The sequence below is a fragment of the Streptomyces sp. MB09-02B genome (assembly GCF_033794485.1).
In the GTDB taxonomy this organism is placed as follows: domain Bacteria; phylum Actinomycetota; class Actinomycetes; order Streptomycetales; family Streptomycetaceae; genus Streptomyces.
Genome location: NZ_JARGEE010000217.1, coordinates 1 through 15,508, shown reverse-complemented (window position 1 = coordinate 15,508; position 15,508 = coordinate 1). Strand labels below are relative to the sequence as shown.

Annotated in this window: 8 protein-coding genes; 3 read left to right on the top strand and 5 right to left on the bottom strand. The window is 71.0% G+C overall.

Annotated elements, in window-relative coordinates:
• Positions 1 to 30 precede the first annotated feature (30 nt).
• Together P1P70_RS26745 and cobC are read left to right on the top strand one after the other, a co-directional pair.
• On the top strand, positions 31 to 1,035 hold the full coding sequence (locus P1P70_RS26745; RefSeq protein WP_319242051.1) for a sirohydrochlorin chelatase: 1,005 nt from the start codon (positions 31 to 33) through the stop codon (positions 1,033 to 1,035).
• Entirely contained in the window at positions 1,025 to 2,164 is a 1,140-nt protein-coding gene (gene cobC / locus P1P70_RS26740; protein ID WP_319242047.1) for an Rv2231c family pyridoxal phosphate-dependent protein CobC, read from the top strand. Before P1P70_RS26745 ends, cobC begins: the two co-directional genes overlap by 11 nt.
• A 145-nt stretch (positions 2,165 to 2,309) precedes the next feature.
• Here the strand turns inward: cobC and P1P70_RS26735 are convergent, their stop codons facing one another.
• From P1P70_RS26735 to P1P70_RS26715, 5 genes are all read right to left on the bottom strand, one after another.
• Positions 2,310 to 4,235: a DUF2264 domain-containing protein gene (locus P1P70_RS26735; RefSeq protein WP_319242045.1), complete on the bottom strand. Its 1,926-nt coding sequence runs from the start codon at positions 4,233 to 4,235 to the stop codon at positions 2,310 to 2,312.
• Positions 4,236 to 4,337: 102 nt separating this feature from the next.
• Entirely contained in the window at positions 4,338 to 5,477 is a 1,140-nt protein-coding gene (locus P1P70_RS26730) for a LacI family DNA-binding transcriptional regulator (protein ID WP_413471551.1), read from the bottom strand.
• Between the two features lie 44 nt (positions 5,478 to 5,521).
• Positions 5,522 to 7,159 carry an extracellular solute-binding protein gene (locus tag P1P70_RS26725; protein ID WP_319242043.1) on the bottom strand — a complete coding sequence of 546 codons (1,638 nt, stop codon included), beginning with the start codon at positions 7,157 to 7,159 and terminating at the stop codon, positions 5,522 to 5,524.
• Between the two features lie 36 nt (positions 7,160 to 7,195).
• Positions 7,196 to 8,083, bottom strand: a complete 888-nt coding sequence (locus P1P70_RS26720) for a carbohydrate ABC transporter permease (protein WP_319242041.1) — start codon at positions 8,081 to 8,083, stop codon at positions 7,196 to 7,198.
• A complete protein-coding gene (locus tag P1P70_RS26715) occupies positions 8,080 to 8,934 on the bottom strand; it encodes an ABC transporter permease (RefSeq protein WP_319242039.1) in 855 nt (284 codons plus the stop codon). Before P1P70_RS26715 ends, P1P70_RS26720 begins: the two co-directional genes overlap by 4 nt.
• 411 nt (positions 8,935 to 9,345) lie before the next feature.
• Between P1P70_RS26715 and P1P70_RS26710 the strand changes: the two genes are divergently transcribed.
• Positions 9,346 to 15,453 (top strand): RHS repeat-associated core domain-containing protein, encoded by a 6,108-nt coding sequence (locus P1P70_RS26710; protein ID WP_319242036.1) that lies wholly within the window; start codon positions 9,346 to 9,348, stop codon positions 15,451 to 15,453.
• Positions 15,454 to 15,508 lie beyond the last annotated feature (55 nt).

Below are 15,508 nucleotides of genomic sequence, written 5' to 3'. Positions count from 1 at the left end.
CACCACCCCTTCCGCCTCCGAGGAGACACCGTGACCACCCCGCCGCCCGCACTGCTCATCGCCGGTCATGGCACCCGGGACGACGAAGCCGGGGCCGAGGCGTTCCGCGACTTACTGCGCGCGCTGGGACGCCGCCATCCCGGGCTGCCCGTCGGGGGCGGCTTCGCCGAGCCGTTCCGGCCGCCGCTGGGTGAGGCCGTGACCGCGCTGGTGGAGCACGGGGTACGGCGCTTCGCCGTGGTCCCGCTGGCCTGGGAGGCCGCCGGGCGGGCCGGGGCGGACGTGCGGGCGGTGCTGGACCGCGTGAGGGAGCGGCACCCGGAGGTGTCGTACGGGCACGGCCGTCCCCCGGGCCCGTCCCCGGTGCTGCTGAGCCTGCTGGAGCGGCGGGTGGAGGAGGCGCTGGGGTCTCCGTCGCCGCGGACCCCGGGCGACCGGGCCGAGGTGACCGTTCTGCTCGTCGGGTACGGATCCGCCGATCCCGAGGCCAACGCCGAGGTGCACAGGGCGGCCCGGCTGTTGTGGGAGGGGCGCGGGTACGCGGGTGTGGAGACGGCGTTCGTGTCGCCGGCGGCGCCGGACGTGCCCAGCGGTCTCGACCGGTGTGTGCGGCTGGGCGCGCGGCGGATCGTCGTCCTGCCGTACTTCCCGCTCGACGGCGGGCCGGCGGACCGGGTGCGGCAGCAGACCGAGGGCTGGGCTGCCGCGCGTCCGGAGATCGAGGTACGGTCGGCCGATGTCATCGGACCTGAGCCCGAGCTGCTCGATCTGATCGTGGAGCGGTACCGGGAGGCACTGGAGGGCGACCCGCACATGCACCGCGATTCCCACGACTCCTCCGTCCTCGACGGCACTCCGCCCGGCGGCACTCCGCCCGACGGCACTTCGCCCGACGGCACTCGGCCCGGCGGCGCTTCGTGCGGCGGCGGGAACAGCCCGGGGCTGCCGCGGCAGCCGCGCGCCCGCCCGGACGACGACGGGCACCACGGTCACGATCATCACCACTGGGGACACACACACTCCCATGCACACTGATTCCGGCTCCGGGAGCAGGCACGGCCTGCGGAACGGACATGACGACTCGCGGAACACGGGCCAGGGCCTGCCGGCCGCCGGTCATGATCTGCGGCATCACGGCGACTCCGAGGTGCGGGACGACGGGGCGAAGCTCATCGACCTCGCCGTGAACGTCCGGGCCGGCACCCCGCCCGCCTGGCTGCGGGAACGAATAGCCGGGTCGCTGACCGCGCTGGCCGCCTACCCCGACGGACGGGCCGCGCGGGCGGCGGTCGCGGCACGGCACGGGCTGCCGGCCGAGCGGGTCCTGCTCACGGCGGGCGCCGCCGAGGCCTTCGTGCTGCTCGCCCGCGCCCTGAAGGTCCGTCACCCGGTGGTCGTGCACCCGCAGTTCACCGAACCCGAGGCCGCGCTGCGGGACGCCGGGCACGCGGTGGACCGGGTGCTGCTGCGGGAGTCGGACGGCTTCCGGCTGGATCCGGCGCTCGTGCCGGAGGACGCGGACCTCGTGGTCGTGGGCAACCCGACCAATCCGACGTCGGTGCTGCACCCGGCGGAGACGCTCGCCCGGCTCGCCCGGCCGGGGCGGACGCTGGTGGTCGACGAGGCGTTCATGGACGCGGTGCCGGGTGAGCGCGAGGCGCTGGCCGGGCGGACGGACCTGCCCGGCCTCGTCGTGCTGCGCAGCCTCACCAAGACGTGGGGGCTGGCCGGGCTGCGGATCGGCTACGTCCTCGCCGCGCCCGGGACGATCGCCGAACTGGAACGCGCCCAGCCGCTGTGGCCGGTGTCGACGCCCGCCCTCGCGGCGGCCGAGGCGTGTGTCACGGACCGGGCGCTGGCGGAGGCCGCCGAGGCGGCGGCCCGCATCGTCGCCGACCGGGCCCATCTGGTCGCCGGGCTGCGGGAGTTCGCGCCCGACGGCCTGGTGGTGGCCGAGCCCGCCGAGGGCCCGTTCGTACTGATCCGGCTCCCCCGCGCGACCGCCGTACGACGGCATCTGCGCACTCTTGGCTTCGCCGTCCGGCGCGGTGACACCTTCCCGGGGCTGGACGACGCGTGGCTGCGCCTGGCGGTCCGGGACCGGACCACGGTCAACGGCTTCCTCCAGGCAGTGGACCGGGCGATGACACTGGCCGACCGCTGAGCGGAGGGGCTCAGCGGTCCGCCGGGGGACCGGCCCGGATGGTTCGGGTGTCACGGCGTCAGCCGAGGCCGGGTGAGCGGTGAGCCGTCGAGGGGTACACGGGTTCCCCGCTCTTGTCGCTTCGGCCGCTGTCCCTGAGGGAGCGTCAGTGGGGCCGCCCGTACGGCGTCTCGCCCTCGCGGACCGACGTACGGGTGCCGTCCGGGAAGCGGATGTGCACGTCTCCGTCGGCGTCGGCCCTCGCGCTCGCGCCGGTGTGCGGGGTGTGCGGGTCGCCGCTGAGCAGGACGAGGGTGACCAGGAGTGTTTCCCTCCCGCCGGGCGCCGTGCGTCCTTCGAGGACGGGCGTGGCCGAGTGGTGACCGTAGGCGTTCGTCCCGACGGCCCCCACGACGTTCCCGGGGCCGTCGCCCCAGCCGTGGAGACCCACGAGGGCGCTGGTCAGGCCGTCCGCGCGGCGGGCCAGCGCCCAGCCAGGCCCGGACGTGGCCTCGGGCGGCCCGGCGTCGTCGGCCACGGCCCAGCCCCCTTCGCGTACGGGCGTGCCGGCCGGGGCGTGGACGCGGTGCACCCGCACCTCCCAGGGGCCGTGCACCACACTGACCGTCTCGATGCCGTCGCCGTTCTCGCCGCCGTACCGGGACGCGGCGCGGCTGCCCTGGGCGCCCAGGGGTCGGATACGGCCTCGTGGGGAGGGCGTGCCGTCGGGTGCGAGCAGGGCCAGGTGGTTGTCGGGGCCCGCCTGGGGGCTCGTCGGGGTCTCCGGTGCCGTGGCGCTGGAGTAGGCGAGCCGGGCGTAGTGCGGGCTGTCGTCGGCGGTGGCGGGCGGGGGCGGTAACCGGTCGCTGCCGTGGTTGACGAGGCGTACGAGGCCGTCGGCGGCGGTGGTGTGCAGCAGCCAGTTGGGGCCGGGCAGGGCGAGCGTGGTGTCGGCGGTGTCGATCGGCGCGGGCTCCTCCGGCGCGGTCCACACGGGGTGGCTCTCGGGCAGGAGCAGGCCGAGGAAGGCCTTGCTCGCCCAGTACGGGGAGGCGGGGCCCGAGTAGCGCTGGGTGACGGGGAGGAAAGGCCGGTACCAGCCCAGGGTGAGCAGGCCCCGCTCGTCGGGCACACCCCGCTCCGCGAAGTGCCGAAGGGCACCGGAGGCGAGCCGGCGGGTGCGGCCCGGCGGCAGGGGCGTGGCGTCGGCGAGGACGCCCGCCCACAGCGGGGCGGTGGTCGCGAAACGGTAGGTGAGGGAGCGGCCCTGGTGGACCGGGCCCCCGTCGGCCCCGAAGAAGTGCTGGTGGGCGGCGAGGAACTCGCGCAGCCGCCCCCGGTGCCGGGCCACCGTCGCCGCGTCCGCCCGGGGACCGGCGATCCGCGCCCACAGCACCGGATACAGGTGCAGCGCCCAGCCGTTGTAGTAGTCGAACTTCCGCCCGTCGCCGTCGGTGTACCAGCCGCCGCCCCGGTACCATTCCTCCAGCCGGGCGAGCCCCGCGTCGATCTCGGCGCGGCTGTGCGGGGCCCCGACCGAGGCGAGGAACTCCTCGGTGATCACCTGGAAGAGCCGCCAGTTGGAGTCGTTGACGTCCGCGCCGACGAACCCGCCGAGCCAGTCGACGACCCGGGCGCGCACCCCGTCGTCGAGCCGGTCCCACAGCCACGGGCGCGTCTCGTGCAGGGCGATCGCGATCGACGCGGCCTCCACCATGGGCTGCGCCCGGTCGGTGATCGCCGGCCACCGCTCGTCACCGCCGGCGGGGTCGGTCCCGGCGGCGAGCCCGGCCGCGTACCGCTCGATCAGCGCGGGCCCGACCCTGCCCGCCGAGCCGGCGATCCGGAACGCGGCAAGGAGGAAGGACCGCGCGAATCCTTCGAGGCCGTCGGACACGGGACCGGAGTGACTGGCCCGCCCCGGCAGCCGGTAGTGGGCCAGCCCCGGCGAGGCGTAGGGGACCAGCCCGTCGAGCAGTCGGTCAGCGAGCGCCTCCCAGTGGGCGCGGGTCCAGCCGGTGAAGGGAGAGAGGAGGACATCGGCGGGCGGCAACGTCGAACTGCCGGCGAGAGACACGTGCGGCGCGGTCATACGGGGTCGAAACCTCCGGTGCGTTGTTCGGTCGGGGGCAAGGGCGACGCGCCCTGAGGGGGCGCGGGGAACTGCGCGACCAGCCACGAACAACCCGCACTGTCACGACGGCCCCCTCGACGGCCCCCTCGACGGCCCCCTCGGCGGAGCCATCGGCGGAGCCACCGGCGGAGCCACACTCCGCCGCACGACGATGTGCGTGCCCAGCACATGCCGCCCCCCTACCCCCCGCTCCGGATCCCGCAGAGCGATCCGCACCGCCGCCCGCCCCAGCTCCTCCGCCGGCGTCCGCACGGTGGTGAGCGGTGGATCGAAGTCCTCGGCCAGCGGGATGTCGTTGTACCCGACCACCGAGATGTCGTCGGGAACGCTCAGCCCGGCTTCGGCGATCGCGCGGAGCGCGCCCGCCGCGACCATGTCGTCCCCCGCGAACACGGCCGTGAACTCCCTTGTTTCCTTGAGCAGTTCGGCCATCGCCCGCAGCCCGGCCGGACGCCCCAGTCCGCAGTCGACGACCCGCGCGGCCTCGGGCGGCAGCCCGTGCTCCGCCAGCGCGGCCCGGTATCCCGCGACGCGGGCGTCGAGCGCCGTGTTGCCGGGCAGCCCGCCGAGGAAGACGATCCGGCGGTGCCCGGCGGACAGCAGATGCCCGGTGATCGCCCGCGCCCCGGCCTCGTTGTCGAACTCGACGACCAGCGCCGGGATCCCGGGATCGGGCGCCGGCCGCCCGCACAGCACCAGTCGGGCCCCGGAGGCGTCCAGGGCCTGCGCGTACTGGGCCACGCGCGAGCGGTACGCGTCGTCCTCGACGACCCCGCCGACCAGGATCACCAGCCGGGCCCCCTCCTCCCGCATCAGCCGGACGAAGTCCATCTCCCGCTGCGGGTCTCCCCCGGTCGCGCCCACCACGCACAGCCAGCCCCGGTCGGCGGCCTCGGCCTCCACGCCCTCGGCGACCTGGGCGTAGAAGGGGCTGGTGACCTGGCGGACGACGACGGCGGCCATCTTGCGGCCGCCGCCCACCAGGGCGCGGGCGTGCGCGTTGGCGACGTAGTCGAGGTCGCGGGCGGCGCGCAGGACGCGGGCCCGGGTGGCGGGGGGCACCGGATGGTTGCCGCTGAGGGCACGCGAGGCGGTGGCCGTCGACACCCCCGCCCGCACGGCGACCTCACGAATCGTGACCCGGCCCTTGACCGCCGGGTCCTTGGGCTCCGGCTCCTCGGGCGCCATGTCGTTCCCCATCCCCCGGGTCTCCTGTTCCGCTGTCGTCGGCCGCAGGCCGTCGCTCATGTGTTGGCCGCGTAGTCCTTCGCGAACTCCTCGGCCATTCTGTCGCCGCCCCGCTGCCGCCACTTCTTCACGGTCGCGTCCCATTCCGAGAGCGGGAGCCGCCCGGCGACGATGCCGGTGAGCGTGTCCTCGACGAGGGCCTTGAGCGTGGCGCCCTGGGAGTTCTTCGTGGCCGACTGGAGCCCGAAGGAGGCGTTGCGGATGGCGTGCGGTACGACCTTGCGCTGCCAGGTGTGCAGGGCCCGTACGGCGTCCGGCATGCCCGGCACGAACAGCACCTGCGGTCCTTCGGCGAGGTACTTCAGCGGCAGGTTGGTGTTGTTCTCGACCTCACCCAGCTTGCTGACCTGCGGGGAACCGTCCGCCCCTCGGGTGAAGTGGGTGCCCTCGACGCCGTAGTGGACGAGCTCCCACTCCTCGCTGCCGAACGGCGCGGCGAGGTAGTCGAGGATGCGCAGCAGCAGTTCGATCCGTTCCTTCTTCGCCTTCTTCAGCACGGTGTAGCCGAAGGAACGCCGGGCGGCGACGATCCCGCCGGGCTCACCGCCGACGCTGTACGGGAGGGCGGCCGCAGGGGTCAACTTGCCTTTGCTTTCCCGGTACTTGGGCAGGTATGCGCCGAAGCCGTCCTGCATCGAGCCGACCGTGCCGTTGTAGTAGAGCGTGGTCAGGTCGATCTGGGAGACGGAGGTGGCGTCGGGGTGGTACGAGCCGTCCTGGCGCAGCCGGGCCTGGAAGGCGACGGCCGCCTTGAAGCGCTCGTCGGCCCAGGCGGGTTCGAAGGTGCCGCCCTTGGTGACGGTCCACTCCATGGGCGCGTTGTGGGCCGCCGCGTGGACGGCGTTGCCGAAGAGGGAGCCGGCGGCGGCGCCGAGGGCGTAGGTGCGTCCGGCGGTGGCGCGCTTCGCGACGGCCGCGAAGTCGTCGGCGCTCCAGCCCTCCCGCATGCCCGCGTCGGTGAACATGCCCTGGTTGAGCCAGAGCGTGGAGCCGGGCAGCGGGCGTTCCAGCGGGATGCCGTAGAGGAGGCCGCCGATGCGGCCCATGTCCCGCCAGGCGTGGGTGGGGATGTTGGCGAGGTTCGGGTAGTCGGCGATCGCGTCGCCGGAGAGGTACGGCGTGAGGTCCTCGGCCCGGCGGCGGACGAACTCGGCCTCGCGGGGCAGGACGAAGCCGGAGAAGACGTTGATGATGTCGGGGAGGGTGTCGGGGTCACCGGCCATCACCGTCGCCATCTTCTTCTGGTAGTCGGCCTGGGGGACGATCGTGTACTCGATCCGCACGCCGAGGGCCTTCTCGACCGCCGCCCAGAACCGGTTGGCGGAAGCGGGCTTCGGGGGCGTGCCGAACGACACGGACATGACCTTGACCGTGGAGCCGTCGCCCGGGGTGCGGGAGACGGATCTGGCGAGGTCGGCGGGGTAGGTGGTGTAGCCCGCCTGGACGCCGGCGTCGGTGGGCGCGAGGTCCGGCTTCGGGCCACGCGCGGGGGTGTACGTCGGCCAGGGCGCGAGCTTCTTGCCCGCGTTGGAGACGTCGCTGTCGCCGGAGCTCGTGGAGCAGGCGGTCAGCACGCCGGGGACGGAGGCGGCGGCCAGGGAACCGAGCAGAGTACGTCGGGACATGCGGGGCATGGGTGAATCCCTCGTGTCGGCTGGAATCGGCGGGGGTCAGCTCTTGATGGCGCCGGTGAGCACGCCCTTGGTGAAGTACTTCTGGAGGAACGGGTAGACGAGCAGGATCGGGACGGTCGCGATCACCAGCACCGCCATCTGCACGGTCTGCGGCGCGGTGACCGTGCCCTCGCCGGTCGTCGCGTCGGTGAGCCCGGAACCGGCCACCACATAGGTGCGCAGGACCTGTTGGAGGGGCCAGTGGTCGCTCTCCAGGTACAGCGAGGCGTAGAACCAGGAGTTCCAGTACGCCACCGCGTAGAACAGTCCGACGACGGCGAGCGCGGCCTTGGACAGGGGCAGGACGACGGAGAACAGCACCCGCCAGTCCCCCGCGCCGTCGAGGCGCGCGGCCTCGTACAGCTCCTCGGGGATGCCCTGGAAGAAGCCGCGCAGCACGACGAGGTTGAAGACGTTGACGAGGACGGGCAGCACCAGGGAGGCGTAACTGTCCAGCAGGCCCAGCTCCTTGACCAGGAGGAAGCTCGGGATCATGCCGGGCGGGAAGAGGAAGGTGAACAGGATGAGCAGCAGGGCCGGCCGGCCGCCGAAGACCCCGGGGCGGGAGAGCGCGTAGGCGAGGGTGACGGTGCAGGCGAGGCTGAGCAGGGTGCCGACGACGGTCACGCCCGCGCTGACGCCGAGGGCGTGGGTGACGATGCCGCCGTCGAGGATGTCGCGGTAGGCGTCGAGGCTGGGTTCGGTCGGCCAGAGGACCCAGCCGCCGTTCGCCACGACCTCGTCGGTGGAGGCGAGGGAGGTCGAGACGATGACGAGGAACGGCACGCAGACCAGGAGGACGACGGTGGCCAGGGCCACGGCCTTGGCGGCCTGCGTCACCGGCTTCGGTTTCTCCAGCCAGCCGGGTCGCGTCTGGGCGCTCACTTGTAGACCCCCTGTTCGCCGAGGCGGTGGGCGACCTTGTTGGCGGCGTACACGAGCAGTGCGCCGATGACGCCCTTGAACAGGCCCGCGGCGGCGGCGAACCCGTAGTCGCCGCCGACGACGCCCTGGTAGTAGACGAAGGTGTCGATGATCTCGGCGGCCTCCGGGCCGACCGCGTCGCGCTGGAGCAGCATCTGCTCGAAGCCGACGGAGAGGATGTCGCCGAGCCGCATGATGAGCAGCAGCACGATCACCGGGCGAATGGCGGGCAGCGTGACGTGCCAGAACCGTCGCCAGGGGCCGGCCCCGTCGATCGCGGCGGCCTCGTACTGCTGCTCGTCGACCTGGGCGAGGGCGGCGAGGAAGATGATCGTGCCCCAGCCTGCGTCCTTCCAGATGACCTGGGCGACGGTGAGCGGCCGGAAGGCGTCCGGGTTGCCGATGATGTCGACGGTGCTCAACCCCATGCCGTCCAGGGAGGAGTTGAGCAGTCCGGTGTCGCCGAGCACCTGTTGGAACAGGGCGACGACGATCACCCAGGAGATGAAGTGCGGCAGGTACGCCACCGACTGCACGAAGCGACGGACGCTGCTGAAGGTGAGGCTGTGCAGGAGCAGGGCGAGGCCGAGCGGCACCGGGAAGTAGAAGACGAGCTGGAGGACGGCGATCCAGAGGGTGTTGAGGACGGCCGCCCAGAACGCCCCGTCCTCGAACATGCGCTGGAAGTTGCCCGCGCCGACCCAGGGGCTGGCCCAGATGCCGTCGAACGGCACGTACTCCTTGAACGCGATGAGGTTGCCGGCCAGGGCGCCGTAGTGGAACAGCAGGAAGTAGCCGAGGCCGGGCAGCATGAGCAGGAACAGTGCACGCGATTGGAAGCGTTTTCGGCTTGGTCGCACATCGTCCGCTCGATGAATGGTCGCGCTGTCCTCCTCTGCACCTGCACGTTCCCGTAGTAACGCGCCCACGGGTCCCCCTCACCTCTCGACGTCGGAGTGAGGGGAAGTTAAAACGTTTTCAGTGGACGGTCAACAGCCCTGACAAAGAAGGGTCGTTGACCCGATGACCGGATCCGGCCGTCCCGCCTCCACGGCTTCACACCGCCTCACCGATCCGTACAGGACTTCTCCGCACTGTTCGCAGTCCGGAATTCACCCCTTCATTTGACATGTCGTTGACACGGCTTTGGGGGGCCTTGGTAGACAGTTGCGCCCGGCGATTCCTGTGCGACCCCTGTGCTCACGGGGAACAAGGAGCCCTTCATGGCAGCCTTAGACCACACCCGCGTCCGTATCCGCCTCCGCCGCGTACGCCTCCGTCGTTTCCGCCTCCGCGCCGCCCTGGTCGGCACCGTGGCGACGGCCCTGATCATCGGCAGCGCACCGGCCACCCCCGCCGGAACCGGCGAGGCGAGACCCGCCGCCGCGGCCGAACCCGACACCAGCGACCCCCGCGAGGGCTGGAGACCGGCAAGCGAACTCGCCGCGGACGAGGACGACCCGGGCCTCCTCGATCGCCTCTTCGGTGACGACGAGGACGAGGACGAGATCGACCGGGGCGACGACCGGGAACCGCCCCGCATCGACCTGGACCGCTCCCGGGGCTCGTCCTCCCTGACCCACCGGGGCGTCACGGGCGAGGCCCGCGGCGTCCGTATCGCCGCGCCCCGGACCACGCACTCCACCGGCGCCGACCTCTCCTGGAGCGCGTACGAGGGCAAGGGCCTCAAGGAGTACGAGGTCCACCGGTCCACGAAGAAGGACTTCACTCCCACCGACGAGACCCTGGTGGCGCCCGTCGACCGCCGCACCCGGACTTTCGCCGACCGCACCGCGCCCCCGGCGCTCGCCGGGGCAGACAGGAGCGAAGGCAAGGGCAAGGGCAAGGGCAAGGGCAAGGGCAAGACCTACCACTACCGCGTAGTCGTCCGCACCCAGCAGGGCACGCTGCTGGCGGGCCCGGCGCGGGCGGTGGAGCTGCCCGCCGTCGGCCAGGTGGTCAAGGGCGACAAGCTGCTCGCCGCCCCCGAGGGCGAGACCTACTTCCTGCCGTACACGCCGGCGCGGATGATCCCCGGCGAGCAGGCCACCGTCGAGGCGACCCTCACCAACACCACGGACACGGTGTGGAAGAAGGGCGAGCGCGTCCTGTCGTACCGCTGGCACCTGGACGGCAAGGACATCACCAACCTCCTCAACAAGGACGCCACCCCGCTGCCGAAGGACGTCGCGCCCGGCGAGACCGTCACCTTCGACGCTGAACTCAAGGCCCCCGTCCTCGTCGACCCGCTCGACAAGCGGCTCACCTTCGGCCTGGAGTGGGACCTGCGGGAGAAGGCCACCGGCGACTGGCTGTCCGAGACGGACGGAGTGCCGCCCTCGAAGCACCAGGTCACCGCCGAGTACCCGACCTCAGACCAACTCGGCCTGGAGGACTTCCACTCCTACGCCGGCAAGAACACCGGCGCGGGCTCGGCGCTGATGAGCAACCTTCACGCGGGCAACGCGGTGTGGTCGTACAACGCCTTCTCGAACCCGTCGCTCGGCTTCTCGACCTTCCTGCGGCTGGCATACAACTCGCAGGACGCGTCCAGCACTCCGGCCGGTTTCGGCTGGTCGCTGCAGGCCTCCTCTCCGGCCCGGCTCGGCACGCCGCTGGACTTCCACCCGGCCGCGCTGCTGCCCAAGCAGATCACGCTGACCGACGGCGACGGCACCAGCCACGTCTTCAGCAAGAACAAGAAGGGCGAGTGGGACTCCCCCGCCGGCGTCCACTTCCGGGTCAAGCAGTTGGAGAAGGACTGTCTGCTCCATCCCCACCAGCGCGAGGCCTGGGAGTTCCTGCGCCCGGACCGGACCCGGTTCCTCTTCGACTGCCAGGGCTATCCGAGCGCCCAGGTGGACAAGAACGGCAACCGGATGGAGTTCACGTACGAGGAGCGGCTGCTCGGTCACCCGTCCAAGCTGCTGAAGTACGTCACCGACGCCGACGGCCGGCGGACGCTCACCATCGACTACTGGGAGAAAGGTGAGGCGTACTCGTACGTCGACAAGGACGGTGAGGTCAAGGAGGGCAAGCACCTCCTCAACCCGTTCATCATCGACAAGGTTCGGTCGGTCACCGACATCTCCGGGCGCCGGGTCGACTTCACCTTCACGGAGAAGGGGCTGCTGGCACGGCTGACGGACGGCGCGAACGCGGCCGAGGAGAAGCGCAAGGTCTTCAAGTTCCGGTACGGCAAGGAGTTCGACCACCCCGGCGTGAAGCTGGTCCAGGTCACCGACCCGCGCGGCAACTCCTCGAAGGTCGACTACGTCGGCCCGCACGACGACAAGGACCAGCTGCACCACCTCGGGTACACCAAGGCGGTCACGGACCGGCTCGGCGGTGTGACCACGTACCGCTACGAGGACCCCGACGGCCACGAGGGCAAGGGGACCGAGACGGTCGTCACCGACGCCGAGGGCAACCCCAGCACCCAGCGGATGGACGGCTACGGCCGTCCCGTGAAGCTCACCGACGCCAAGAAGCGGACCACGAAGCTGGGTTGGGACGCCGACAACAACGTCACACGCCTGGAGGAGAACAACGGCGCCGCCCGCACGTGGAAGTACGACCCCAAGACGGGCTATCCGCTGGAGAGCCGGGACGCGGAGTCGGTGAAGCACGACCGGCCCGCCGCCACGCTCACCTACGCGACCGGTGAGAACGGCTACATCGCCGACCTGGTGCGCCGGGTCTCCCCGGAGGGCCGTACCTGGCGGTTCGGCTACGACGCGCGCGGCAACATGACCTCGGTCACCGACCCGAAGGGCGTGGCGAGCGAGCCCGCGGACGACTACACCTCCACCAACGCCTACGACGCCCGGGGACGGCTCGTCTCCGCGACCGACGCGAACGAGCACACCACGAAGTTCGAGGACTACGACCCGTCCGGCTATCCGCGGGTGATCGTCGACGCCCTCGGCAACCGCACCCGGACGACGTACGACGTGCGCGGCAACGTCACCGAGGTCGAGGAGGCCGACGGGGCGACGACCACGCAGACGTACGACGTGTTCGCGCGCCCGCTGGAGAACCGCAGGCCGAAGGACCAGCAGGCGGGCGAGTTCATCGTCACGCCCGCGCCGAAGTACGACGTGAACGACAACACGCTCGTCTTCACCGCCCCCAACGGGGTGTCGAGCAGCAGCGAGTTCGACGCCGCCGACCAGCTGCTGAAGTCCAGCCAGCCAGGTGACGAGGAGGGCGCGCCCGCTCGGGTGTCGACCTTCACGTACGACAAGGTCGGCAACCAGCTCACCTCCACGGAACCGAAGGGCAACCTGACCGAGGAGCCCGGCGACTTCACCTCGACGACGCGGTACGACGAGGTCTACCAGCCGATCGAGGCGGTCAACGCGGCGGGCAGGCGCGCCTCGGCCGTCTACAACGACGTCGGTGACCTGGTGAAGGTCGTCGACGCCCGCAAGAACGAGACCGCCGACCCCGACGACTACACCACCAGGTTCCGCTACGACCTGGACCACCGGCTGCTGGAGACCACCGACGCGATCGGCAAGTCGACGACGAGCGCGTACGACTGGGACGGTCTGACCACCGCCACCACCGACGCGGACGGCAACCGCACCGAGCTGGTCGTCGACGCCCGCGGCGCCCTCGCCGAGGCGCGGGTCCCGCACGACGACGGCGTGGTGCGCAGGACCCGCTTCGAGTACGACGAGGTCGGCAACCAGACCCGGGTCGTCACCCCGCGCGGCATGGAGACCGAGGACCCGAAGGACTTCGCCTCCGAGACCGTCTACGACGAGCTGAACCGCGTCAAGGAGACCCTGAGCCCCTTCGACCCGGACGACGGCCGCTACAACACCCCCGACCGCACGACGTACGCGTACGACGCGCTGAGCCGGGTGAAGAAGGTCAGCGCCCCGCCGTCCGAAGGACAGAGCGTCCGCAACGAGACGGAGTACACCTACTTCGACACCGGCTTGGTCAGGACGTCGGTCGACGCCTTCGACATCAGGAACTCCTACCGGTACAACGACCTCGGCCAGCAGATCCAGAACACGCTGAGCAGCGCGGGCGACGCGGTCTCCCGCACCCTCGACTCCTCCTTCTATCCGAGCGGCGCCCTCAAGTCCCGCTCGGACGACGGCGTCCCGGTGGGCCTCCAGGTCGCCCTGGTCGACAACAGCGACGTCAACAACACGGCCCAGCAGGGCACATGGACGACGATCGCCCCGGAGGGCGTGTACGGCTACGACGCGCAGGAGCACGCGCCGGGTACCGGGGAGAACCGCTTCGTCTGGCAGCTGACGATCCCGCAGGCCGGCGACTACACGGTCTACGTCCGCCATCCGAAGGTCGACGGGGCGGCGAAGGACGCCTCGTACGAGATCAAGCACAAGGACGGCACCGGGACCAGGACCCTCGACCAGAGCGAACTCCCCGGTGAATGGCGCTCCCTGGGCAAGTACGCCTTCGCCGAGGACACCGGTCAGGCCATCACCCTCACCGACAAGGCGACCGGCACGGTGGTCGCGGACGCGGTGCGGCTGGTCCGCGACTACGAGGGCGACACCGACAACGAGCAGAAGGACTTCTCCTACCGCTACGACGCCAACGGCAACCAGATCGAGATCGTCGACAACAGCCCCGGCGTCGAGACCGACCGCTACACCCTGGCCTACGACGAGCTCAACCAGCTCACCGAGGTGGTGGAACGCGACGGGGACAGCGTCCGCGACACGACGGCCCTGACGTACGACGCCAACGGCAACACGCTGACGACCACCCACGACCTGACCTGGAGCAAGCTGGAGTACGACGAGCTGGACCGGGTCGAGCGCATCACCAACGCGGCCTCCCCGACGGCGGACGACCGCCAGGTGACCTCCGTGGAGTACACGGCCAGGGGCGAGCTGGCGCAGCAGACGAAGCCGAACGGCAACGTCCTGACCGTCGACTACTACCTCGACGGCGCCACGAAGAAGACCACGGAACGGCAGTCCGACGACACCCTCGTCGCCGAACACGCCCTGAAGTACAACGCCAACGGCCACAAGGTCGAGGACGTCCTGAAGCTGATGGACGCCGACGACCACGGCTCCACGATCGACAACACGTACGCGTACACGTACGACCCGCAGGACCGCATCGCGAAGGTCGCGAAGACCGGCGACGACGAGAAGACGGAGGAGTACCGGCACGACGCGGCCGGCAACGTGGTCCGGCAGACGGTCGACGACACGACCACCACCCATCGCTACGACCGCAACCGCCTCCTGACCTCCACGGCGGACGGCGCGTCGTCGACGTACAACTACGACCCGCTGGGCCGCCTCGACACCGTCTCCTTCGGCGGCGAGACGATCCAGAAGTACCGCTACGACGGCTTCGACCGCCCGGAGTCGATCACGTCGGGCGCCAGTGACGCGGCCCGGACGACCCGTCTGACGTACGACGCGTTCGACCGCACGGTGAAGGAGTCGGTCGGCAGCGGCGACGACGCGAAGACCACGCTCTTCACCTACCTGGGCATCACCTCGAACTCCCTGAGGGAGGAGGTGACGGACGAGGGCGTCACCTCCTTCCAGTACGCGTCCTGGGGCCAGAAGCTGACCCAGATCAAGGACGAGGAAGACGACGAGGGCGCCCCGGAGACCACGCAGTACCTCTACCACCCGCACGGTGACGTGGAGGCGCTGACCGACAAGGACGGCGACACCAAGACCACGTACGGCTACACGGCGTACGGCAAGAACGACACGGCCCAGTTCACGGGCGCGGACAAGCCGGGAGCGGGTGGCGAGGCCGCGGAGCCGTACAACTCGTATCGCTTCAACGCCAAGCGTTACGACACGGCGTCCGGCACGTACGACATGGGCTTCCGCACGTACGACCCGGGCCTGAACCGCTTCCTGACCCGTGACATGTACGGCGGGGCCCTCGCCGACATGGGCCTGACGATGGACCCGTACACCGGCAACCGCTACGCGTTCGCCGGCGGCAACCCGATCTCCTTCATCGAGATCGACGGCCATCTCTTCGGCCTCTCCTGGTCCGACATCGGTCACGCGGCCCTCGACGTGGTCGGCCTGATCCCGGTTGTGGGCGAGGCCGCCGACCTGGCCAACTGCGGCTGGTACGCGGCCGAGGGCGAGTACGTCGACGCGGCCCTGTCCTGCGCCTCGGCGATCCCGTTCGCGGGGTACGGGGCGACTGCGGCGAAGGCTGCGCGGTACGGCGACAAGGCGTTGGACGCCATCGACACGGCGGGCGACACGGCCCGCGCGGCGGACAACGTGGCGGATCTTCACAACCTACGCTGCCGACCAATCAACCTGAGTAGATCGATGTTGGTGTCGTAGAAACAAAAAAAAAAAAAAAAAACAAAAAGAGAAAAAGGACAAAGAGAAAAAAATA